This window comes from Bacillus cereus group sp. N6, assembly GCF_016483705.1.
Lineage (GTDB): Bacteria > Bacillota > Bacilli > Bacillales > Bacillaceae_G > Bacillus_A > Bacillus_A wiedmannii.
Genome location: NZ_JAEHBI010000008.1, coordinates 72235 through 96171 on the forward strand (window position 1 = coordinate 72235; position 23937 = coordinate 96171).

The following is a 23937-nucleotide window of genomic DNA, read 5'->3' on the forward strand; positions in this document are numbered from 1 at the left end:
ACCACACCTCCATTACTGACATAACTATCTCTATGCTATTAACATTCTAATTCCAGCCGTAACTACGCTTACTATTCCTATCACTAGTAAAATTAACGGCCATTTCCGCTCAGGTTTTCTATAATATAAAATCCCACTTATGAACATTACAATCAATCCACTTACTAGATTCACTAACAATCCATTAAGCATGAATGCCCTCTCCATCCATTACATTTAAGAAATATTCTTCTAAGGAACTATGTTTTTTATTAATACTTTCAATTTCTACATCGTTCATAATAAGTGCTTTTGAAATGGCTTGCTGTGTCGCCGCCAATTCATACACACGAATCATATTTCCACTCATTATTTTGTAATTTTTTATACCGAGTTTATCTTCTAAAATATAAGCTGCACGCTTCACATCAAGAACAGTAATTTCAATGTACTCTGTTTGTTTTCCGTTAATACTCTTCATTGAAACTTCTTTTATTAGTTTTCCATTTTGAATTACACCAATTGTATCCGCCATTTGTTCCATCTCGCCTAAAATATGACTAGAGACTAATAACGTAATACCATATTCTTTGCAGAGCATTTTAAATAAGTCTCGTAATTCTTTAATACCAATTGGATCTAAGCCGTTAATAGGTTCATCTAAAATGAGTAATTCTGGCTTTGTCATGATTGCCCTTGCAATACCAAGTCGTTGCTTCATACCTAATGAAAAATCTTTTACTTTTTTATCATCTATACCGTGCAATTTCACTAAATTTAAAGCATGATCAATTGCGTTCTTGTCGTAATACCCCATATATTCACAATGTAATTCTAAGTTTTCCTTCGCCGTTAATTTATCATAAAAGATTGGATATTCGATAATTGTCCCCATGCGCTTTAACAATTCATAAGATGTATCCGTTAACTTCTCACCAAAAATTTCAATATCACCGCTCGTCGGTTTTATTAAATTTGTAATCATTTTCATAATCGTTGTTTTACCTGCACCATTCGGTCCTAAGAAACCGTATATCTCTCCTTTTTTCACATGCATGTTGACGCTAGAAATAACTTCTTTCCCTTTAAACACTTTCGTTAACTGATTCGTTTTTAATATATATGTCATGTCACTGTCTCCTTTCGCACTACCTTATACTTCTATAATAGACAACGGAAATCTCTTTTTTCTTACCCGTTCCTTACAAATTCCTTACGCTGAAAAAAGCTTGTAGAATCTACTTCTCTACAAGCTAAAACAGCATCTTTTTTAATACAACTGTAAAAATCGTTTTTTTATATGGCTTACTAGAAAGGTTAATTTTTCCATCCATCGCTTCCACAAGCCGTTTCGTAATCGTTAACCCTAAACCGCTCCCTTGATACAATCTATTTCTCGAATCTTCCAGTGTGTACATACGCTCAAACACTTTATCAATATGAGATTCATCAATTCCTTTTCCTGTATCCCATACATCTATATACACATTCGTTTCATCATCTCTTAACGTCATACCAAGTGTCTTTCCATCTTCTCCATATGTAATCGCATTTGATATTAAATTATTTAATACCCTGCCTAATACTTCTATATTTCCAAGTGCATATATATTTCTTTCTGGTATATCAATATGAACTTGAAACCCTTTCGTCGTCACTAAATCATAAAAAGATAAAATCTTCTCACGGCAAACTTCATTCATATTTACTTTTGTCATCTCGATTGCTTTGTCACCAGATTCTAATTTTGCTAAATCAAAAAACTTATGAATTAGTTCCATTACTTCTAGTGTTTTCACATGCACCTTTTCAAGTAATATTTGCTGTTCTTCTTTACTTATCGTTTTATCCTTATTTAACATTTCTATATATCCAAGAATAACTGTAAGTGGTGTCTTTAAATCATGTGAAATATTTGAAAGCATTTTTCTCATCGAAATTTCTACTTTTGCATGATCTGCATTCGTTTTCTGTTTTGCATCTAATAATTGATTAATTGCCACTAGTAATTTTTGCAATTGTAGATTATCTGTCATAACGAGTAACTTCTCGCCTGTTTGTCCATTTACAATACTTTCTAACTTTTCATATGTGTATCGTAAATTTTTACTACTATTTTTTCTCATTTTATATTGTATGTAAATGATACATAACAATATAAAAATAATACCTATTAACAAATTAACCATATTACATCACTTCCAACTTATAGCCGATACCCCATAACGTTTTAATATACTCTGGATTAGATGGATCACTTTCAATTTTCTCGCGCAATCTTCTCATATGAACATTTATAACATTATCATCACCGTAATACTCTTCGTTCCAAACTAACGTATATATTTGTGCTTTTGTAAATACACGATTTTGATTCTTTACGAATAGCTTTAAAATCTCAAATTCTTTTAAAGTAAGTTTGAGGGGCTTCCCGTTTTTTTCAACCGTAAAATTAATTGGATCAATTGCTAAATCACAAATTTGAATCATCTTTTCTGTTGTTTCTGTAGCCGAATATTTCGTAGACCTCCGAATACCCGCTTTTACACGTGCAGCCAATTCAATCATAGAAAACGGCTTACAAATGTAATCATCTGCTCCAAGTCCTAACCCAACAGCTTTATCAACATCTGTATCTTTTGCCGACATCATTAAAATCGGAACTGCACTTTTTTCCCGAATGATTCGCACAACCTCTAAGCCATCTAGCTTTGGCATCATAATGTCGAGGATAACTAAATCAAAGGATGATTTAAAAAATGCTTGCACCCCTTCTTCTCCGTCAGACGCGATTGTAACTTGAAAACCTTCTTTTATTAAATACTTTTCCACCATCTCTTGAATTGAGATGTCATCTTCAACTAATAAAATATGATGTGACATATGTCTATCCCCTTTTTTACAAACATTAACATTTTAATTGTATCGTAACGAATGAATACTGGAAAGAATTATATGAATTTTCAAACCAACTTCCCTTCCTTCCATAACAATGATATGATGAAATTTACTACGATAGTTCATAATTAACTTTATATAAAGGAGACTTTATCATGTCAGAAAACAAAAAAGTAAGCTTAGCTGATTTAATGCGCGAACAACTTGCAAAGAAAAAGCAAGGAAATGGAAATGGTTCAAATAATACAAATCAAAGCCAAGAAACAAAAAAATTACAAAACCAACAAACGAAGAAAACAAACAACCAACGTAGACGTACAGGTGTATAAATGAACGGACAAAAACGTTCTAATATCGCACCCGGTCTTGAAGTTGATATTGTATTAAAACAAGATCAACGCACCGGTAAATTAACACGTGGCATTGTAAAAGATATTTTAACAAACTCCCCTTCTCATCCACATGGCATTAAAGTACGATTGCAGGACGGGCAAGTCGGTAGAGTACAAAATATCGTTCAATAAGAAAAGGAGCTCAAGTAAACTCGAGCTCCTTTTTCTTTATTACCCTTTAATTTTCTCAATGAAAACTACTTTTAAATAGTCTCCTTCTTTGAATTGATCAATGGTACGAAAATCTTCTGGTAAAGAATGTTCTTCTAATATTTTATATTTGCCATTCATTTCTTTAAATGCCGTATCGATAAATCCTTTAAACTTTTTCATATCAAATGCGCTACAGTTTGTAGAAGCAACGATAATCCCGTTATTTTCTGTAATCGCAATTGTTTCTTTTAGTAAGTTTTTATAATCTTTCGCTGCACTAAATGTATATTTTTTTGAGCGTGCAAAACTTGGAGGATCAAGTACGACCATATCAAATTTCATCTTTTTCTTAGCTGCATATTTGAAGTAAAGAAATACATCTTCTACAATAATATCTTGCGCTTCATAATCAACTTCATTTACACTAAATTGCTCAATCGTTTTACTTAAACTACGATTTGCAAGGTCGACACTCGTCGTTTTACTCGCTCCGCCAAGCGCTGCAAATACAGAGAAAGCACCTGTATAAGAGAACATATTTAATACTGTTCTCCCCTTTGCATATTTATCACGAATTTGTTTTCGAACGTTACGCTGATCTAAAAATACACCAACCATCGCTCCGTCATTTAAATAAACAGCAAAGTTCACACCGTTCTCTTTTACGATAAGCGGGAACTCACCGCGTACTCCTGCTACGAAATCATCGCCTTCAATGTATTTCCCTTTCGTATCAAAACGCTTTTTCTCATAAATACCTTTAAAGTTTGCTACTTTTTGAAGAGCTGCTATAATCTCATCTCTGAAAGTATAAATCCCTTCACTATACCAACTTACTACATAATAGCCGTCATAATAATCAATAATTAAGCCTCCAAGACCATCACCTTCACCATTTAGGGCACGGAATGCTGTCGTATCACTTGATTTGTAAAATTGCTTTCGTTTATGTAAGGCAGATTTTATTTTACTTTCAAAGAAAGATTGATTAATTTGTTCACTCTCTTTTCTCGTTAAAATCCAGCCGTATCCTTTATTTTGTTTTCCATAATAACCTTTTCCGACAAAATGGTTCTTCTCATCTACTACTTTAATGATTGTTCCTTCTTCCTGAACATCATTTAAATTTTGAATCGCATCTTTTAAAATAAGCGGATATCCACTTTTAATTTCTTTTATAAATTTCGGTTTTATTTTTACAGTTACTTCTGATCGCATATAATAACTTCCTTTCCATTTGCATGCTTTCTCTATAGGAAGCATTTAAAAAACGAGCCTGAAAAAACAGCCTCGTTTCACTATACCATATTATTGCTTTGCTAGTACAACTCGCTCATTCTCTCACTTAACCGCCACATATTTACTACATTTTGAAATGGAAATCTTACTGTCCGAAATAATCAAAAAACTTATTTATTTCACATTTACCATTGACAATGATAATGATTTTCATTATCATTTAATGTATATGAGTTCTCGAAAATAAAGGCTACATTTATAGGAGGAATAAAACATGATTATTGTTACAAATACAGCTAAAATTACAAAGGGAAATGGACATAAATTAATTGAGCGTTTTAATAAAGTAGGTCAAGTCGAAACGATGCCAGGCTTTTTAGGATTAGAAGTTCTTTTAACGCAAAATACAGTTGATTATGATGAAGTAACAATTAGCACACGCTGGAATGCAAAAGAAGATTTCCAAGGTTGGACGAAGAGCTCAGCATTTAAAGATGCTCATTCACATCAAGGTGGGATGCCAGAATATATTCTTGATAATAAAATCACTTACTACAATGTTGAAGTTGTACGTATGCCAATGGCTGCAGCACAGTAAACATATTTCTTTTTTAAAGTATAGAATATGAGAAGCGTTACCACTTCTCATATTCTATACTTTTTTTTACTATCTCTTTACTAGTTTCGCATGCACGACTAACCTTCCTGCTTCCGGATCAAGTGCATAGTCACACGTCGAAAGTGTTACGATTTGATCACTCGCTGTCAATTTTGTATCCGTTTTGTACAGCGATTTTTCTTGAATTTTCTCCAAAAACGATGTGTATTCCGTATCATTGCTAAAATCCGTTTCAATGTAATAAAAATCAGTTGTTGTTGTATACACCGAGAACACTTCAAGATCATATCCTTCAAATAATGTATCGTAATATAATTTACGATGCGACATGAAGAACTCTTCATCTAACATTTTCTTTAAACTTCCAAACATAGAACCATCTTTCATACGGTGACCATATAAAATAGTATTTCGATTTTGAGATTTCACATCATTACGATAGTCCATAAAAATGCTGCCTGCTCTCATATCTTCACCTTTATAATTACGAAATAAATAGTAATCATTGTCTTTCGCCTGAACGATTGGATAATTAATTTGTGTATCATCCATCGTAATCCATCCAACTATTTCTTGGTTAATTTGCTGCAGAGCTTTGAACTGTTTACGTACTTCCCCGTCTTGTGATTGCTCTTCCATCGGACTCTTTTCATAAATGTTTTGTGCTTCGGCCATTACTTTACGATTTTCATAGTAATCCATGAAAATATCACCTAATTCATATACTGAATAGAAAAAGGTACCTAAAAAAACAACTGTAAGTATTCGTTGAAAAAAAGAATTCTTCTTCCGTTCTTTTTTACTACTCAAATCATCACCTCAAAACGGATTGTTCGCATATTTAAATACCCATTGGGACCATATACAACCCTGTATCTTCATCTTGCTTTACAACGACATCTACACCGTATATCGTCTTTATCATACTTTCTGTCACAACATCATTCGGCTTACCTTTCGTAACAATTTCGCCGTCTTTCATAACAATAATATGATCACTATAGCGAATCGCCTGATTGATATCATGTAATACCATAACGATCGTCAATCCATGTACTTCATTTAACTCTTTTACTAGCTCTAATATTTCAAGTTGATAATAAATATCTAAATATGTTGTCGGTTCATCTAAAAAGAGCATTGGTGTTTTCTGAGCTAACGTCATGGCAATCCAAACACGTTGTCTTTCTCCACCAGATAAGGCGTGAATCTCTTTATCACGTTTACTTAGCAAATTCGTACATGCTAAAGCCCTTTCGATTGCTTCTCTATCTTCATCAGTTTGCGAGGAAAAAATATTTTTATGAGGCATACGACCATAACTTGTTAATTTCTCTACCGTCATGTCTGCCGGTGCTTCATTTTGTTGATGGACAACGGCTAACTTTCTAGCAAACTCTTTCGGTTTATATTGACTAATCGCCTTCCCATCGAGTATTATCTCTCCGCTACGAGGGTCGTGATTTCTTGACATCACACCAAGTAATGTCGATTTCCCACAACCGTTTGGACCAATAATTGTTGTAATTTTACCAATTTCTATTTCACTACTAACCGACTTTAATCGATCCGTTACATTATCATACGAAAAGGTTACATTTTTAATTTCCATGAACTTTATCACTCTTTCTAAGCAAGAATATTAAGAATGGGCCACCAATCACTGCCATAATCGTCGCTGCTGGAATTTCGTTAGGTGGCACAATTAACCTTCCAATCGTATCCGCCGTCAAAATTAATAACGCTCCTGCAAGAGCAGAAAATGGAATTAATACTTTATGATCCGAACCGACTAGTTGTCTTGAAATGTGCGGAACGAGTAATCCTACGAAAGCAATAACACCTGCAATTGCTGTTGATACTGCTGCTAAAAGTACTGCAATAGCAGAAATAATAAGACGAACTCTCGTCACGTGCAAACCTAAGTTTTTCGCAGTCTTATCTTGTAGCGATAATAAGTTACACCAAGCTCCTACAAACAGAGCAAGAATAAGACCAATCGTTCCATATGTAACCATTATTTCTACATCGTCCCACGTCTTCATCGTTATGTTAGAAGTCGTCGTTTGCTTAATACTCTTAATGAAGTATCCGCAAATCGTAATGAACGATTCATTTAATCCAGTGAACATTGCATTAATAGCTATACCAACTAAAATAATGCGAAGCGGACTTAACCCTGACTTCCATGAAAATGCATAAACGAGATAACATGCAAACGCACCACCTAAAAAGGCGAATACTGGTGTCCAGAAAAAGAATTGTGGGAATAGCGTAATAATAACAAGTGTCATAAAACTTGCTCCAGAAGATATCCCGATTACCCCAGCATCAGCAAGTGGATTTTTCATAACAGCTTGAAAAAGCACACCTGAAACGGCCAGAGCTGCTCCAGTAAATAGTGCAATAATAATACGTGGGAAACGTAAATCTTTAATCACTCCAACATCTTCATTTCCCCCTGTAAATATCCCTTGCACAAGCTCAACAATACCTATTTCTAAACTCCCTTTCATCGCTGACAATGATGTCATAACAATAAGCAATGCAGTAACAATGAGGAAACTCCAAGTTTTTTTATTCATTCCACTCTTCCTTTATATTAAAATGCATCACGGATACATCATTTTTTTCAATTCATCTAACGCTTCCATTGCTGCTAAATTACCTGTCGTCCCAAATAAGCGCTCTTCTAAATCGTAAACACGGTTATTTTTAACGGCAACGAAATGTTTCCAAATATCATTTGTTTTAAATTCTTTATCAAACATTTTCACAACTTCATCAGGCATACCATGAGCTGCTCGTAAAATAATATCTGGATCAGCTTTTTTTAAATACTCTGTATTAGAAGCTAAATACTCTACTTGTTCACCTTGCACAATATTTTTGCCACCTAGTTGTTTCACTAGATCTCCAATATAAGAATGCTCTGTTGCTACTAAATAACTCCCTGGTACACCTAATAAAATAAGCACTGTCGGTTCTTTCTTTCCCTTTACTGCTTTTTTAATCTCTGCAACCTTGTTATCTAACTTTGTTACAACTGCTTCAGCCTGCTTTTCACGTCCATATTGCTTACCTAAATCGCTAATGGAATTTTGCATATTTTTCAAGCTTGTTAAATCTAAAAAATTTGCTTTCGTGCCCACACCATCAAAAACTGGCTTTAATTCATATTCAAGTGTTGTCACGGATAATACTTCTGACGGCTTTAATGACTTTACCTTTTCCATATCAGGACTCATCGGATTCCCGACTTCAGGTAAACCTTTATATCTCTTTGGTAAATCTTTCGTACTTGTTGGAATACCAACTAAATCTACTTCTAACGCATCCATAATTTCAGTAACAGCAACTGTCGTTGCAACAATTCTCTCACTCTTTACCTGTTTTGCTGCTTCTTTTTTGGGCGCCGAGCATCCAGCTATACTCACTAATAGAATGATAGCCATTAGTACACTAGCAATTTTCTTCACTCTCAATCAACACTCCTTTCCAAACAATATGAAACAAGTCTTGATGCATGCGAACATGCATCAAGACTCCAAAAATTACAATCTTCCTGCTCTATATTTACGAACTAGTAAAGCAAGTGACCCAAGCAATAGCACCATGTATAAACCTAGTTGTGCTGTATCTGCCGTTTTTGAGTTTTTCTCTTTTTTCGAATCATTTTTTTGATCTTCTTTTATCTTCTTATCATCTGCATTTCGGTTAAAATCAGGATTATCTACTTTTTTTACATTATCTACTTTCGGTGTAATCACTGGATTGTTCGGATCTTTTTTTGGATCCTCTTTAATCGTTCCTAACGCACCAATATTATTTGTATCAAATTGAATTTGGACATCGTAGAAATGATGGTAGTTCATTTCATTGATATCAACTTTTACTTTTGCATTTAATTTTGCAAATAAATCACTTACTTCAAATTGCACTACTCTCGTATTTGCATTTTTATCTTCGCTTACTACTTTCGTATCAGCAAAAAGACTGTTATTTTCCGTTTGGAATTTTGTAATCCATGCACTATTTTTCAACGTCATCTCAATGTACTTTTTACCATCTTTAACGATTAATTTTGCTGGGTGTACAGTATAGTCATGCATCTTTGAAAGCTCATTTGTTTTATCTTTTAACACTTTAAATGGAATATCATATTGACCATCCACTAAATTTTTCGGATCAACTATTACTTTTGGCTTACTATTTCCGCCTTGGTTACCTAAAACTTTAATACTATCTTGATCAAATACAAATTGAACATCGTAGAAATGGTGATAATTCATCGCATCAATATCTACTTTTACTTTTGCGTTTAATTTTTTAGATAAATCATCTACTTCTAACTCTACTACTTTTGTATTTTGCTCTTTATTCTCACTTAATACTTTTGCATTAACAAAAGAACTATTCTTCTCAAACTCAAACTTTGTAATCCATGCACTATTCGTTAATGTAAACGATACATACTTCTTACCATCTTTCACTTTTAGTACAGCTGGACTCTTTGTATATGTGTTCATCATTGAAATTTCTTCTGTTTGATCTTTTAGAACTTTAAAGCCAATGCTGTATTCACCATCTTTAAGGGCTTTTGGATCAATGGTTGTGTTGTTACCTTGGTTGTTGTTTCCACCTTGGTTATCGTTTCCGCCTTGCTTATTGTTTTCGCCTTGGTTATCGTTTCCGCCTTGGTTATTGTTTTCGCCTTGGTTATCGTTTCCGCCTTGGTTATCGTTTCCGCCTTGCTTATTGTTTCCGCCTTGGTTATCTAACGGTTTAATGCTACCTTTATCAAATGCAAATTGAATGTCATAAAAATGGTGATAATTCATTGAATCGATATCTACTTTTACTTTTGCATTTAACTTTTTAGATACATCGTCTACTTCTACTTCCACTACGCGTGTATCAGCTTTTTTATCTTCACTTAATACACTCGCATCAACGAACGAACCATTTTTCTCAAATTCAAACTTTGTAATCCATGCACTATTCGTTAATGTGAATGATACATATTTTTTACCATCTTTCACCTTTAACACGCCCGGACTCTTCGTATACGTGTTCATCATTGAAATTTCTTCTGATTGATCTTTTAAAGCTTTGAAATTGATGCTGTATTCACCGTCTTTAATTGTTTCAACATTCGGCTTCTCTACTTCTGGTTTCTCTACCTCTGGCTTTTTATCACCGTCTGGTTGCTTTTCTTCGTTCTTAATTGGCTCAAGTTTATCTTGTTCAAATAAAAGTTGTACATCATGTGTTTGCTTATAGTTTCTTGATGCCATTTCGATAAATACTTTTGTATTTAATTTTTTTGATAAATCGTCCACTTCAAACTCTACTACTCTTGTATCTTTTTCTTTATCTTCACTCACTACTTTTGCATCAGCAAATGCGCCATCTTTTTCCGTTTGGAAATTTTTAATTAATGAGCTACTTGTTAGTGTTACAATTGCCTTTTTCTTACCGTTTTCTACTTTTAATACTCCTGGATTTACCATGTAATTATTCATCTTAGATTCTTCATCTGTCTTATCTTTTAACACTTTAAATGGAATACTATAATTCCCATCGTTAATTGTGTTAGAATTGGGTTGTTGATCTGGGTCAGGCTTTTGGTCGGGCTTCTGACTTGGATCCGGTTTTTCATTTGGATCTGGCTTATTTGCTGGATCCTCTTTTTCATTTGGTTTTTCTACATGAATCGGTGTAATACTATTTTGATCAAATGCAATACGCACATCATAGTCATGATGATAATTTAAAAAGTCTATATCTACTTTTACTTTCGCATTTAATACTTTCTCTACATCGTCCACTTCAAATTCTACTACTCGTGTATCTTTTTCTTTATCTTCACTAATTACATTTGTCGCAACAAACTGGCCATTTTTTTCTGTTTCAAACTTCGTAATCCATGAACTATGTTCTAACGTAAAGGATACCTTCTTCTTCCCATCCTTCACTTTTAAAGTTCCTGGACTTACAGAGTATTGATTCATCATAGATTCTTCATCTGATGTATCCTTAAGAACTTTGAAACCGATTGAATATTCACCGTCAGCTAGTTGGCTTGCTGCTTGAACTGCAAGAGGTTGTAATGTTGATACGAATGTAAATATCATTAAACACATCGCAACAACAATTTTAAGATATCTATTCAATGGAATAACGCTCCTTTATTTAGTTTTGACGTACTTTACGAATTAAGAAAACACCTGAAATAAGAATTAACACTGCAAATAATCCGATGCGTGCTTCATCGCCTGTTTTTGGGTTATCTGTTTTTTCAGCTTTTCCACTTTCATTTGTTCCTTTGCTTGCCTCTTTATTTGCTTCTTTACTCTCTTCTTTCTTCACTTCTTCTATTACTTTTGTATCTGTTTTTGTTTGATCATTATTCTTTGTTACAGTAGTTGCTTTATTTTCTCCACCTACCGCTTTTACATTTGCATCAAATGCAAAGCGAATTGTGTAGTTATGGTCATAATTTACGTTAGGTACAACAACATGAATTTTTACAGCTGCTGGCTTAGATAAATCGTCTATTTTAAACTCTACAGTTCTTTTATCTGCAGATTCATCTTTACTAACAACTTTTGCATCAACAAAGTTCCCGTTCTCTGGTGCTTTAAATTCTGTAATCCAAGCACTATGATTCATAGGAATTTGTACTCTCATCTCACCATTTTTCACAATTAACTTAGCTGGTTTTTCAAAATAATCATTTGCCATTGAGGCTGAATCATTTTCTGCTTTTTGTATGACATAGTTAATATCGTAAGTACCGTCAGCTACATTTGCCGAAGCTTGTCCAAATGGCACTACGAAAAAAGCTAGCATACATACGAACGTCATAATAAAAGCGGGTAATACAGAAATCTTTCTCATTTGGCTTACTTCCTCCTTGTTTATCTTTCATCCATACTTTTTTGAAAATGATAATTATTCTCAATATATAAGAAAAAAATAATAATCCTCTATCATTATTTAATTGTAATTTATTTATGTAATGTAGATATTATTGATTATCATTCTCACTACGTGTTAAAAATAATATCCCTCCCTATTCCTTATAAAGAGCGATTTACATTTTAACATAAGTCCCTATTTCTTTTGGTGATTATCATTCTCAATGAAGGTCAAAAAAAATAAAACTAACCATTCTCCTACTCTATCACCTCTATCTACAAAATGATATCGTTATAGAAAACCTTATACCTTTCACTCCTCACTTTCCTTCTAATATTTCCACAACTAAGTCAATCTTAGCCTAATGCTAATTTTTTTGTCAACTATATTACGTATAAAATTTTTAATATCTAAATTTCCCTATATGCAATTTTTTCTACAAAAAAAGAGACTTTCTTTCATAGAAAGCCTCTTTTCACTATTTTTCTACAGCAACTTCTTGCTTTTGAAATAAAGAAACTACATATCCAATTGCAATTCCAATGATACCCGGAACTAGCCAACCAATCCCTACACTATATAGTGGAATTTTATCTAAGATAGGAGCAAGGGCCGCTACTTGAAGATTTGCATTATGCAATCCATCAAAGAAGCTAATTGCAAATGCTCCTACAATACCGCCTACATACATAGCTAATGGAAGACGAATATAGTTTTCAACAAGTGATAATACAATCAGTACGATACCAATTGGATAAATTGCAATTAAAATCGGTAATGCTAATGCGTTTAACTGAGTTAGCCCAAGGTTTGCTACCATAAATGCTAATACACAGAAGATGAAAACAACCTTTTGATAAGAAAGCTTTGGTAATAAGGAAGAAAAATATTCCCCACAAGCTGCAACAATACCTACAGAAGTTGTTAAACATGCCGCTGTAATTGCGATCCCTAATAATAAAGTTCCGTAACTACCAAATAAATGATTTACAACGTTTGTTAAAATAATTCCTCCGTTTGCTCCCATTCCAAGAGACACACTAGAAGCTCCCAGATAAGCAAGTGCTAAATAAACAAGTAGTAAACCGAGCGCTGCAATAAATCCTGCAAAGATTGTTACTTTTGCAATGCTGTTCTTATTTGTAACGCCTTTTGCTTTTAAAGCATTAATAACAACATTTCCGAAAACAAGTGCTGCAAGTCCATCTAAAGTTAAATATCCATCAATAAAACCTTTAAAGAGCGGAGCATTATACGCTTCTGTCGGTGCACCAAATTCTCCAATTGGTGTAATAATTGCTTTACCTACGATAATTGCTATAACAGCTAACAAAATCGGAGTTAATACTTTACCGATGCGGCCCACTAATTTCGATGGGTTTAAAGCTAAATAGAAAGTTACTGCAAAGAAAATGAATGTAAAGATAACAAGTGGATAAGATTGACCAGCTATCTCACTTGGTAAAAATGGTGCAACACTCATTTCATAAGCAACTGTTCCTGTACGCGGAACACTTACGAATACGCCTAAACATAAATAAATTGCAGTGATAAAAACAAGTGCGAATACAGGGTGTACACGTCCCGCTAGCTCATTAATATCTCCCTTTAGAGCTATAACAATTACCCCTAATAAAGGTAATCCAACACCTGTTACGATAAAGCCAAATAACGCGATCCATACGTCTGTTCCAGCACCTTGCCCTAAAGCCGGCGGGAAAATCATATTACCTGCACCGAAAAATAGTGCAAACAACATTAAACTTATTGCAAACATCTCAGAAAACTTTAAAGATGATTTCATTTCTACTAACCTCCTACATATTTTTAGATTAACAAAATATTCTGAATTAAATACCGTCACATATCCTCTTTCAAGCATACTTCCCCGTAAAAGAACGCAAAAAAAACCCGTCCCTAACAAAGGGACGAGTGTTGAAATCGTGGTTCCACCCTTATTCTAATAAAATGAATTTATAACAAAATAAGCTCATTTTATAGCTCGTGTAAATTGATAACGGTTTTATCCGCCAAGAATTACAATGCATCATGCAGTTCACTCTTGAAGTTTAGAGGTGGTAAGTTTGCCTTTCCGTATTAGGAAGCTCACAGCCTAGGCTTCCCTCTCTGAGAATCGTCAAAAACAACTCATGTCCTCATCATTACTTTTATAAAATATCTTGTCGAAACTTGTTGTTTTTTATTATATGGGCTATTTTTTAAAAAATCAATAGTTTTATTTTTTCTGACAAAAAAATATAGGGAGAAAATTTCCCCTCCCTATATTTGCCCTATTAATATTTCTAATTCCTCAGCTGTAATGTTACGCCATTTTCCCACTTCTAGATCATCTAGCTCTATATTCATAATACGAACCCGCTTTAGCTTTGTTACAGTAAACCCGAAAGCACGGCTCATTCTACGAATTTGTCTGTTCATTCCTTGCGTTAAAACGATGCGAAATGTAGATTGATCCACTCTCGTCACTTTACAAGGCTTCGTCATTCCATCTTTAATCTTTACACCGCTGGACATCTCATCAATAAACCAATCTGTAAACGGCTTATCAACCGTAACGATGTATTCTTTCTCGTGCTCATGATCACCGTGTAAAATTTGATTTGCAATCGCACCGTCATTCGTTAATAAGATTAGTCCTTCCGACGCTTTATCTAATCGCCCAACAGGAAAGATACGCTCTGGGTAATTGATATAATCAATAATATTATCTTCAATATGATCGGCTGCTGTACAAGTAATTCCGATTGGTTTATGAAAGGCAATATACACCTTTTCCTTCTCTTCTTTTGCAATAACCTGTCCATCAATCGTTACCACATCACCATCGCTCACGAGTGCACCGTGCGTACATATTTCGCCGTTAATAGCCACGCGTCCTGCTTTAATGAGACGGTCTGTTTCGCGTCTTGAACAGGATTTTGCTTCGCTTATGTATTGGTTGATTTTCATAGCTTATTCCTTTTCCTATATATTAAAAGCGTCAATCTATGGCAATATGACTCTGCCACGATTGACGCTCTTTTACTTCGCAAAAACAACTAAATAAATAACCCCAATTACCAAAAATATTCCGCAACAAGCTAACAATACTTTTGCAAGTTTGTCCATAAACATATAATGGTTCCCCTTTGTTTCGTTGTTTGCTATTTTAATTCGACAACTGTTACGCCTAGGCCTCCCTCGCCCATGTCACCGTAGCGGTAGTTTTTCACACCGCGGTGTTTCTTCAAGTAATCTTGTACACCTTGGCGAAGCGCTCCTGTTCCTTTACCGTGAATAATTGATACGCGCGGATAGCTTGCAAGCTGTGCATCGTCTAAATATTTTTCAACGCGCATCATTGCATCTTCATAACGTTCACCGCGAAGATCGAGCTCTAACGAAACGTGATAATCTCTACCCTTCACACTTGCGACTGCTTTTTTCTCAGTTTGCTTCGGTGTATTAATGTATTCCATATTGGATTCTTTCACTTTCATCTTCAGAATACCAATTTGTACGCTCCACTCTGTATCACTTACTTTTTCAAGCAATTGACCTTTTTGACCAAACGTTAACACTTTTACTTCATCACCTGCGCGTAATTGTTGTTTTGGCGCTGTGTTTTTCACGTTTACTTTTTGTTTCTTCACAAGCTCTGGCGCCGCACCTTCTAGACGGCTCTTCGCTTCAATAAGCTCATGGTCTTTCACGTTTATAAGCTGTGCTTTACGCAATTGACGAAGTTCTTGAATAATGCCTTCTGCCTCTTTCTTTGCAGCTTCGACTTTTTCTTCCCCTTCTTTTTGCGCTTTTAATAATTTTTCATCGCGCTCATCATTAAATTCAATAATTTGACGCTGTAATTCGCGATGCAGTTTTTCAGATTGCTTGCGAAGTGCTTCTGCTTCGTTCCAGTCACGCTCTGCATTCTTTTGACTTTCTTCTAACTTCGCAATCATATTTTCAATTTTGTTTGTATCTGTACTAATGTGGTTACGAGCTTGATCAATCACGCGATCAGATAGTCCAAGGCGCTTCGAAATTTCAAAGGCATTACTACGTCCTGGTACACCGATTAATAATTTATACGTTGGGCTTAATGTGTTCACGTCGAACTCAACGCTCGCATTAATAACTTTCTCACGGTTATATCCGTATGCTTTTAATTCTGGGTAATGCGTCGTAGCAACAACGCGAGCACCACGATTACATACTTCATCTAAAATTGAAATTGCTAATGCAGCCCCTTCTTGCGGATCTGTTCCAGCACCTAATTCATCGAATAAAACTAAGCTTTCAAAATCAGCTTTTTCTAAAATATCAACAATGTTCACCATATGTGAGGAGAACGTACTTAAACTTTGTTCAATCGATTGCTCATCACCGATATCGGCAAAGATATTTTTAAATACACAAATCTCTGATTCATCCATTACTGGAATGTGAAGGCCAGATTGCGCCATTAGCACACAAATACCAACTGTTTTCAGCGTAACTGTTTTACCACCTGTATTTGGTCCTGTAATAACAATTGTCGTGAAATCTTTCCCTAACATAATGTTATTTGGCACGATAATTTCTGGATCAATAAGCGGATGACGTGCTTGTCTTAAATCCATATAACGTTCGTTATTTACGATTGGTTTCGTTGCTTTTATACGCTTCCCATAAAAAGCTTTCGCAAAAATAAAGTCAAGATTCGCAACTACTTCTACGTTAGATAAAACGATATCCGCTTCTACTGCCACTTCTTCTGTTAACATCAATAAGATGCGTTCGATTTCTTGTTTTTCTTTCACTCGTGCTTCTTGAAGCGCGTTATTTAACTCTACAATGACTTGTGGTTCAATAAATAACGTTTGCCCAGAAGCTGATTGATCGTGGACAATACCGCCATATACACCGCGGTATTCTTGTTTTACTGGGATTACGTAACGTTCGTTACGAATCGTTACAATCGCGTCAGACAGCATCTTTTGCGCGTTGGAAGAACGCGTCATATTTTCTAACTTTTCACGAATACGACTTTCCGCAGTACGAATTTGAGTACGAATACCACGCAGTTTATCACTTGCGCTATCGACTACTTCACCGCCATCACCGATACAATTTGTAATTTTCTTTTCTAAATCATATAAAGATACAATTTGAGCGACATGAGTTTCTAAAATTGGAAGCTCGACACCATTATCAACCATATCTTCAATGAAACGTTTCATATTGCGACTACCATACATCGTATTGGCAATATCAAGTAGTTCATTCGGGCTTAACATACTTCCAATCTTTGCACGCTTCACATTTGAGCGAATATCCGTAATACCACCTAATGGTGCACTACCTTTTAAACGAATGACTTTCGCTGCTTCATCTGTTGTATCTTGCATTTCTACAATTTCTTCAAAATCAGTGCTTGGCACTAAATGCTTCACTTTGTCACGGCCAAGTGAAGAGGCTGTATGTTCAAGTAATTGTTCTTTTACTTTATTATATTCTAATACACGCAACGTTCTTTCTAACATGTTGCAGGTCCCCCTTGTGTTACTTATTACGTTTAATATAGTCTAATAAACGTTCGATATCCCACGTGTTAATCACGTTATCTTTTTGAATCCAACCTTTACGTGCTGCTGCTACACCTGTTTCCATATCTTCTAACATTTCAAGCGTATGAGCATCCGTATTAATCGCTACTTTTACACCAGCATCTTGTGCTTGTTTTAATAATTTCGCGCTTAAATCTAGACGGTTCGGATTCGCATTTAATTCTAAAACTGTATTTGTTTCTTTTGCGAGCTCGATTAATAAATCTGTATCCACATCATAGCCCTCGCGGCGTCCAAGAAGACGTCCTGTCGGATGAGCAATCATTGTGACATGCTTATTCTCCAGCGCAGCACGAAGACGTTTCATAATCGTTTCACGGTCTTGTGAGAAGCTAGAGTGAATCGCTCCAATTACATAATCTAATTCTGCTAATACTTCATCATCAAAATCAAGTGTTGCATCCGGTAAAATGTCCATTTCAATTCCGCGTAAAATTGTAATGTCTGGGTACTTTTCATTCATACGTTCAATTTCTTTCGCTTGTTCACGAAGGCGCTCTTTCGTTAAACCGTTCGCTACTTTCAAGTATTGTGAGTGATCAGTAATCGCCATAAACTTATATCCACGAGCACAGCACGCTTGTACCATCTCTTCAATGGAAAAAGCACCATCACTCCATGTTGTATGCATATGTAAATCACCTTGTATGTCAGAGAACTGAATTAAGTTTGGATACTCTTTAATTAATTCAATTTCTTTTCCATCTTCACGCACTTCTGGTGGGATAAATGGAAGACCGAAATGAGCGAAGAACTCCTCTTCTGTTTCAAATGTTCTCACTTCACCTGTTTCTAAGTTTTCTACACCGTACTCACTAATTTTCTCGCCTCTATCTTTCGCGATTTGGCGCATTTTTACGTTATGATCTTTTGATCCTGTGAAATGGTGAAGGGTTGTAATAAATTCTTCTGGTTTTACTAAACGGAAATCGATTGAAATATCATATTCATATTGAAGACGAACAGAAACTTTTGTATCTCCACTTGCGATTACTTCAATCATATTATCAAATTGCAGTAAATGCTCACGTACTGCAGCTGGTTCTGTCGTTGCAATGATAAAGTCTAAATCTTTCACTGTTTCACGAACACGGCGCAAACTACCAGCACGAGAGAAACGAATTACTTCAGCAATATTCGACAATTTCTCCTCTATTTCCCCGGCAATAGGCAATACCATTGCGATTGGTAAACGCTCTGGACGAGAGCCTACTTGATCGATTGCTTCTAATATTTTCTCTTCTGTCTTCTTACCGAAACCTGCTAAAGCTTGTACTTTATTTTCCTCACAAACTGCTTTTAGCGATTCTATATCAACAACACCAAGTTCTTTATATAACTTAGCTACCTTTTTACCACCAAGGCCTGGTAATTTTAATAACGGTAATAAGCTACTTGGCACTTCTTTCTCAAGCTCTTGTAATACTTCAGATGTTCCCGATTCTATATATTCTTGAATAACTGCTGCTGTTCCTTTTCCAATGCCCGGAATCTTCGTGAAATCTTCAATCTCAGAAAGACTACGATCGTCACTTTCTAATGCTGCCGCCGCCTTACGAAATGCAGATATTTTAAATGGATTCGCGCCCTTTAGTTCCATAAAAAGCCCAATTGTCTCTAATAATTTAATAACTTGTTTTTTATTTACTTTCATCATTACCCCGCCTTTCTTTCATAGAAAAAAACTCCTCTTTCCGAAAAAAGAGAAGTTATACTCTGCTACCTGTCTGCCATAGTTCCTTCACCTTTTCAGAAAGAATCGGTGTATCGTCTACAATTATTTTGCTAATTGATGATTTTTGTAATGGTGTTTGTATTTGTTCAATTGGAAGAATGTTTCCAACGATAATTAAAACAAACAAAATAATATATACTTCTAAAAATCCGAGGATTGCCCCCGCAAACGCATTGACTTGCTTTAAAACCGGTATTTCTGCAAACATATTTAACAAATTACCAAGTAATGAAAGTGCAATTTTTGTAATAATAAACAATATGATAAACGCAAGTGCTTGATAAAATACTGTCTCAATATTATTTGCATCAATCCATTCTGGAACAGATACGTTTTTATCAAATGGATACGGAATAAATTTCGCAAGTGCTGGCGCTAAATCTTTACAGTACCAGTATGCAACAAGGTATGCGATAATAAAGCTTGTTAACTTTACAAGTTGCAGAATAAACCCTCTGCGTAAGCCGAGGAAAAATCCCATAACAAGCAGTAAAATGATAATAATATCAATCATGTTATTCCATTCCTTTTTTTGTCATACTTTCTTTCAATTTCTCATGTTCTTCTTTTAATTTTATGTAATCGTGTATGACGTTTACTGCCGTCAATACCGCTAGTCTACTCGTGTCAAGCGAAGGATTCTTGGCATTGAGTTCGCGCATTTTATCATCCACAATCGCTGCTACCATGCGGATATGACTTGTACTTTCATCGCCAACAACTGAATATTGTTGACCATAGATTTCTACATTAATTCGACTTTTCTTTCCCTTTTGTTGTGACAACTCACCGGCCTCCAATCACGTACAGAATCCTAAAGTTTATCATACCATGAACCATCATATTATGGAAACAGAAAGAACAATCCGATATGATAAAAATAACAATATAAAAAAAGGAGCGACCATCTTGTCAAATTCTATCGTAATACAAACAAGTTCTACAGTAATTGAAGACATGAAACAACAATATAAACAAGCGCTTAGCCCAAAAACCCCACAAGGTGGGATCTTCATGGCAAAGGTGCCATCTTGCACGATTACAGCTTATAAATCTGGAAAAGTAATGTTCCAAGGAGGCCGTGCTGAAGCAGAAGCTTCTCGTTGGCAAACTGTCTCTCAAACACCCAAAACAGCTGTAAAAAAATCTGTCGATTCACACCGTTATGCACCCCCTGCTTCCATCGGTACAATGTCTATCGTAGGGTCAGATGAAGTTGGTACTGGTGATTTCTTCGGACCGATGACAGTAGTTGCTGTATATGTGGATGCGAAGCAAATCCCACTGTTAAAAGAACTTGGTGTAAAAGACTCTAAAAACTTAAATGACGATCAAATTACTGCCATTGCAAAACAACTTCTACACGTTGTTCCTTACAGCTCTCTTGTCCTTCATAATGAAAAATATAACGAGCTATTTGATAAAGGAAACAACCAAGGTAAGTTAAAAGCTTTACTGCATAATAAAGCTATTACAAACTTATTAGCTAAAATTGCACCTACAAAACCTGAAGGCGTCTTAATCGATCAATTCACACAACCTGATACATACTACAAATATTTAGCAAAACAAAAACAGGTACAGCGTGAAAATGTTTACTTCGCGACGAAAGGCGAAAGTGTACACTTAGCAGTAGCCGCTGCTTCTATTTTAGCTCGCTACTCATTCGTAAAACAGTTTGACGAATTAAGCAAAAAAGCTGGTATGTCACTTCCAAAAGGTGCTGGTAAACAAGTCGATATCGCCGCTGCTAAATTAATTCAAAAGCTTGGTAAAGAACGATTACCTGAGTTTGTGAAAATGCATTTCGCTAATAAGGAGAAGGCGTTTCGCCTATTAAAATAGTATCGACAAAAACAGGAGGCTACAAACTCCTGTTTTTTTGTTTCCCCTACTATTATCCTTATAATTTTGTTACAATTAAAATATACAGATTATTCTAACATAGGAGGAGATTCCCATTGCTACTTCTACAAATGATTCTAAATATTTTACTAGGCGATCCACACGAAAGACAGTTTGAAATTAGAGAAAACATTCAGCTACTAAGTGAACAACGAGAGTTCAACGATTTAATAGAGCGTTATGGCCGTTCTTTCTTATTAAACTTTCGGATTCGAAGATTTATCGGGAAACACGATGCCCGCTTGTTAATACATAATCCAGCAAAACTACAGCACTTCTGTGAGGAACTTGAATCTATGATTAGAAAAAAAGGATTGTTCACATAAGGAGGGAATTCATATGAACGCTGTAAAAGTTAAAAAGTTATTATATGTTTTCGTACACCTCGTGGGCCCACTTTCTTACCTCACTATTTCTACCATTTGGGGAGCTTTTTTCACTACTAAATCTACATTCGAAAATATATCTGATAATCTTGGTGTAATGGCTATCTATTACGTGCTTATGAGTTTACTGTGGTTTTTCTATTTAGATCGATTAGACAAAGATGTAGATAAAATTACAAAAGAAATTAATGATAATAAGGTGTAATACATATAAAAAAAGGAGAGCCGCCAAGACTCTCCTTTTTTATGTTAACTTCTTTTCTGCTTCTTATTTGATGAAGATACTTTATGAGAACCTGTTTCATGTGCCGTCGTTCCTTGTCCTTCTATTTCTGGAGAACCAAGGCTTGATCTTGAATGATCTTTTTTCACTTTTTTACTCATTTATATTCACCCCTTCGCGTTACTTTTTGCTACGAGGTAATAAACTATGCAAAATAAAAAGCGAGAGGAAATCCTCTCGCTTTTTTCATATTTTAGAATTCAGAAGAACCTGGAGTTCTTGGGAATGGAATTACGTCACGGATGTTAGCCATGCCAGTGATGTACATTAGGAAGCGCTCGAAACCTAGACCGAATCCAGCGTGTTTTGTACCGCCGTATTTTCTAAGTTCTAAGTACCACCAGTAGTCCTCTTCGTTCATACCTAATTCTTTAATTCTGTCTACTAAAACGTCCATTCTTTCTTCACGTTGGCTTCCGCCGATTAATTCGCCGATGCCAGGAACTAGAAGGTCAGTAGCAGCTACTGTTTTTCCATCTTCATTCATACGCATATAGAACGCTTTAATGTCTTTTGGATAGTCAGTTACGAATACAGGGCGTTTGAAAATTTCTTCTGATAAGTATCTTTCGTGCTCTGTTTGTAAGTCAATACCCCATTCTACTGGATATTTGAAGTCAGCACCTGACTCTTGAAGCACTTTAATTGCTTCTGTATATGTGATACGACCGAAGTCAGAGTTGATTACGTTGTTCATGCGCTCAAGAACTGTTTTATCAACGAAGCTGTTGAAGAATTCCATTTCTTCTGGTGCATGCTCTAGTACGTATTTCATTGCATATTTCAGCATATCTTCTGTAAGATCCATTACGTCGCCTAATTCAGCGAATGCAATCTCCGGCTCAACCATCCAGAACTCAGCTGCATGACGAGTTGTGTTAGAGTTTTCTGCACGGAACGTAGGTCCGAATGTGTATACGTCACGGAATGCTAATGCATAAGCTTCAGCGTTCAGCTGTCCACTTACTGTTAAGTTTGTTTCTTTGCCGAAGAAGTCTTTTGATTCATCAATTTGTCCGTCTTCACCTTTTGGTACGTTGTTTAAATCTTGCGTTGTTACGCGGAACATTTCGCCTGCACCTTCTGTATCACTACCAGTGATGATTGGTGTATGAACATGTACGAATCCACGCTCTTGGAAGAACTGGTGAATCGCAAATGCTGCGACAGAACGTACACGGAACGTTGCAGAGAATGCATTTGTTCTTGGACGCAAGTGAGCGATTGTACGTAAGTATTCAAACGTGTGACGTTTCTTTTGAAGTGGGTAATCAGAATCTGATAAGCCCTCGATATCAATTTTTTCTGCTTTAATTTCAAATGGTTGCTTCGCTCCAGGCGTTGCAATTACTTTACCTTCTACTTTAACTGAAGAGCTAAGTGGAAGTTTTGCAATTTCTTTGAAGTTTTCTAACTCTGTATCGAAAACGATTTGAACGCTTTTGAAAAAGCTACCGTCGTTTAATTCGATGAAACCAAATGCTTTTGAATCACGTAAGTTACGAATCCACCCTGATACTTGTACTGTTTGACCTGCGTATTTATCTGTATCTCTATACAGACTTTTTACTAATGTGTTTTCCATAGTGAAATTCTCCTTTGCACATATATTTAAATACAAAAAAACCTTTCATCCATAAAGGGACGAAAGGTTAAACTTCGCGGTACCACCCAATTTGTCATAAAGACCAACTTTAACTCGTATGTAATACATACTTCCCGGTTTGTAACAGGCCGGATTCCCGTCTAAGTCTACTCTTGAATACAAGATTCAATTTCGGTTAGCAACTCCAAGGTGTTCTTCACATATACCGC

General features: G+C 35.4%; 25 protein-coding genes and 2 other annotated features (1 of these 27 only partly in view). Of the genes, 6 read left to right on the forward strand and 19 right to left on the reverse strand.

All coding sequences use genetic code 11. The annotated features are described in order from the left end of the window. Nucleotides 1-30: 30 nt before the first annotated feature. From JDS99_RS09020 to JDS99_RS09035, 4 genes are all read right to left on the reverse strand, one after another. Nucleotides 31-192 carry a hypothetical protein gene (locus JDS99_RS09020; RefSeq protein ID WP_199694958.1) on the reverse strand — a complete coding sequence of 54 codons (162 nt, stop codon included), beginning with the start codon at nucleotides 190-192 and terminating at the stop codon, nucleotides 31-33. Further along, entirely contained in the window at nucleotides 185-1108 is a 924-nt protein-coding gene (locus JDS99_RS09025) for an ABC transporter ATP-binding protein (protein WP_088064530.1), read from the reverse strand. Before JDS99_RS09025 ends, JDS99_RS09020 begins: the two co-directional genes overlap by 8 nt. Before the next feature lie 124 nt (nucleotides 1109-1232). Next, nucleotides 1233-2168 carry a HAMP domain-containing histidine kinase gene (locus tag JDS99_RS09030; protein WP_097907834.1) on the reverse strand — a complete coding sequence of 312 codons (936 nt, stop codon included), beginning with the start codon at nucleotides 2166-2168 and terminating at the stop codon, nucleotides 1233-1235. A gap of 1 nt (nucleotide 2169) precedes the next feature. Continuing rightward, nucleotides 2170-2862: a response regulator transcription factor gene (locus JDS99_RS09035; protein WP_193672082.1), complete on the reverse strand. Its 693-nt coding sequence runs from the start codon at nucleotides 2860-2862 to the stop codon at nucleotides 2170-2172. Between the two features lie 170 nt (nucleotides 2863-3032). Here JDS99_RS09035 and JDS99_RS09040 point away from each other — a divergent pair, with 170 nt between their 5' ends. Together JDS99_RS09040 and JDS99_RS09045 are read left to right on the forward strand one after the other, a co-directional pair. After that, nucleotides 3033-3206, forward strand: coding sequence for a hypothetical protein (locus JDS99_RS09040; protein WP_001293585.1), 174 nt, complete (start codon nucleotides 3033-3035; stop codon nucleotides 3204-3206). Beyond that, nucleotides 3207-3401: a YwbE family protein gene (locus JDS99_RS09045; protein ID WP_001014310.1), complete on the forward strand. Its 195-nt coding sequence runs from the start codon at nucleotides 3207-3209 to the stop codon at nucleotides 3399-3401. A 39-nt stretch (nucleotides 3402-3440) separates the two neighbouring features. Here the strand turns inward: JDS99_RS09045 and JDS99_RS09050 are convergent, their stop codons facing one another. After that, nucleotides 3441-4640 carry a class I SAM-dependent rRNA methyltransferase gene (locus tag JDS99_RS09050; protein ID WP_087985357.1) on the reverse strand — a complete coding sequence of 400 codons (1200 nt, stop codon included), beginning with the start codon at nucleotides 4638-4640 and terminating at the stop codon, nucleotides 3441-3443. 295 nt (nucleotides 4641-4935) lie between these two features. On the opposite strand from JDS99_RS09050, the gene isdG reads away from it, so the two are divergent. After that, nucleotides 4936-5259 (forward strand): heme oxygenase, encoded by a 324-nt coding sequence (isdG, locus tag JDS99_RS09055; RefSeq protein WP_000587825.1) that lies wholly within the window; start codon nucleotides 4936-4938, stop codon nucleotides 5257-5259. Nucleotides 5260-5328: 69 nt separating this feature from the next. On the opposite strand, the gene srtB is transcribed toward isdG, so the two are convergent. From srtB to zapA, 12 genes are all read right to left on the reverse strand, one after another. Beyond that, nucleotides 5329-6090, reverse strand: coding sequence for a class B sortase (srtB, locus tag JDS99_RS09060; RefSeq protein ID WP_088064532.1), 762 nt, complete (start codon nucleotides 6088-6090; stop codon nucleotides 5329-5331). 31 nt (nucleotides 6091-6121) lie between these two features. Next, a complete protein-coding gene (locus JDS99_RS09065) occupies nucleotides 6122-6892 on the reverse strand; it encodes an ABC transporter ATP-binding protein (protein ID WP_000403736.1) in 771 nt (256 codons plus the stop codon). Then, nucleotides 6882-7865, reverse strand: a complete 984-nt coding sequence (locus JDS99_RS09070) for a FecCD family ABC transporter permease (protein ID WP_199694959.1) — start codon at nucleotides 7863-7865, stop codon at nucleotides 6882-6884. Before JDS99_RS09070 ends, JDS99_RS09065 begins: the two co-directional genes overlap by 11 nt. A gap of 27 nt (nucleotides 7866-7892) precedes the next feature. Continuing rightward, on the reverse strand, nucleotides 7893-8765 hold the full coding sequence (isdE, locus tag JDS99_RS09075; protein ID WP_141555555.1) for a heme ABC transporter substrate-binding protein IsdE: 873 nt from the start codon (nucleotides 8763-8765) through the stop codon (nucleotides 7893-7895). A gap of 69 nt (nucleotides 8766-8834) precedes the next feature. Continuing rightward, the gene (locus JDS99_RS09080; protein WP_199694960.1) at nucleotides 8835-11456 is read right to left on the reverse strand and encodes an NEAT domain-containing protein; all 2622 of its coding nucleotides are present in this window, start codon (nucleotides 11454-11456) and stop codon (nucleotides 8835-8837) included. A gap of 19 nt (nucleotides 11457-11475) precedes the next feature. Then, nucleotides 11476-12183: a heme uptake protein IsdC gene (gene isdC, locus JDS99_RS09085; protein WP_097907786.1), complete on the reverse strand. Its 708-nt coding sequence runs from the start codon at nucleotides 12181-12183 to the stop codon at nucleotides 11476-11478. A gap of 499 nt (nucleotides 12184-12682) precedes the next feature. Continuing rightward, nucleotides 12683-14008 carry a branched-chain amino acid transport system II carrier protein BrnQ6 gene (gene brnQ6, locus JDS99_RS09090; protein WP_048544310.1) on the reverse strand — a complete coding sequence of 442 codons (1326 nt, stop codon included), beginning with the start codon at nucleotides 14006-14008 and terminating at the stop codon, nucleotides 12683-12685. Nucleotides 14009-14125: 117 nt separating this feature from the next. Continuing rightward, nucleotides 14126-14376: a binding site (T-box leader), on the reverse strand. 108 nt (nucleotides 14377-14484) lie between these two features. Continuing rightward, the gene (locus JDS99_RS09095; protein ID WP_088609275.1) at nucleotides 14485-15174 is read right to left on the reverse strand and encodes a 23S rRNA pseudouridine(2604) synthase RluF; all 690 of its coding nucleotides are present in this window, start codon (nucleotides 15172-15174) and stop codon (nucleotides 14485-14487) included. A gap of 194 nt (nucleotides 15175-15368) precedes the next feature. Beyond that, nucleotides 15369-17729 carry an endonuclease MutS2 gene (locus JDS99_RS09100; RefSeq protein WP_048544317.1) on the reverse strand — a complete coding sequence of 787 codons (2361 nt, stop codon included), beginning with the start codon at nucleotides 17727-17729 and terminating at the stop codon, nucleotides 15369-15371. Between the two features lie 19 nt (nucleotides 17730-17748). After that, complete coding sequence (gene polX, locus JDS99_RS09105) at nucleotides 17749-19467, reverse strand: DNA polymerase/3'-5' exonuclease PolX (RefSeq protein WP_199694961.1); 1719 nt, start codon at nucleotides 19465-19467, stop codon at nucleotides 17749-17751. A gap of 55 nt (nucleotides 19468-19522) precedes the next feature. Then, nucleotides 19523-20062: a CvpA family protein gene (locus tag JDS99_RS09110; protein WP_000565411.1), complete on the reverse strand. Its 540-nt coding sequence runs from the start codon at nucleotides 20060-20062 to the stop codon at nucleotides 19523-19525. A gap of 1 nt (nucleotide 20063) precedes the next feature. Next, on the reverse strand, nucleotides 20064-20333 hold the full coding sequence (gene zapA / locus JDS99_RS09115) for a cell division protein ZapA (protein WP_000082701.1): 270 nt from the start codon (nucleotides 20331-20333) through the stop codon (nucleotides 20064-20066). Nucleotides 20334-20457: 124 nt separating this feature from the next. Here zapA and rnhC point away from each other — a divergent pair, with 124 nt between their 5' ends. The 3 genes from rnhC to JDS99_RS09130 all read left to right on the forward strand — a co-directional run bounded on the left by rnhC (nucleotide 20458) and on the right by JDS99_RS09130 (nucleotide 22044). Next, entirely contained in the window at nucleotides 20458-21393 is a 936-nt protein-coding gene (gene rnhC / locus JDS99_RS09120) for a ribonuclease HIII (protein WP_048562157.1), read from the forward strand. A 116-nt stretch (nucleotides 21394-21509) separates the two neighbouring features. Continuing rightward, a complete protein-coding gene (locus JDS99_RS09125) occupies nucleotides 21510-21779 on the forward strand; it encodes a hypothetical protein (RefSeq protein ID WP_000925542.1) in 270 nt (89 codons plus the stop codon). 13 nt (nucleotides 21780-21792) lie between these two features. Beyond that, nucleotides 21793-22044, forward strand: a complete 252-nt coding sequence (locus JDS99_RS09130; protein WP_087985369.1) for a hypothetical protein — start codon at nucleotides 21793-21795, stop codon at nucleotides 22042-22044. A 44-nt stretch (nucleotides 22045-22088) separates the two neighbouring features. On the opposite strand, the gene JDS99_RS09135 is transcribed toward JDS99_RS09130, so the two are convergent. Further along, nucleotides 22089-22223, reverse strand: coding sequence for a YuzL family protein (locus tag JDS99_RS09135; RefSeq protein ID WP_087985370.1), 135 nt, complete (start codon nucleotides 22221-22223; stop codon nucleotides 22089-22091). Nucleotides 22224-22315: 92 nt separating this feature from the next. Next, nucleotides 22316-23707, reverse strand: a complete 1392-nt coding sequence (gene asnS, locus JDS99_RS09140) for an asparagine--tRNA ligase (RefSeq protein WP_199694962.1) — start codon at nucleotides 23705-23707, stop codon at nucleotides 22316-22318. 52 nt (nucleotides 23708-23759) lie between these two features. After that, nucleotides 23760-23937 (reverse strand) — a binding site (T-box leader) (it continues 74 nt past the right edge of the window).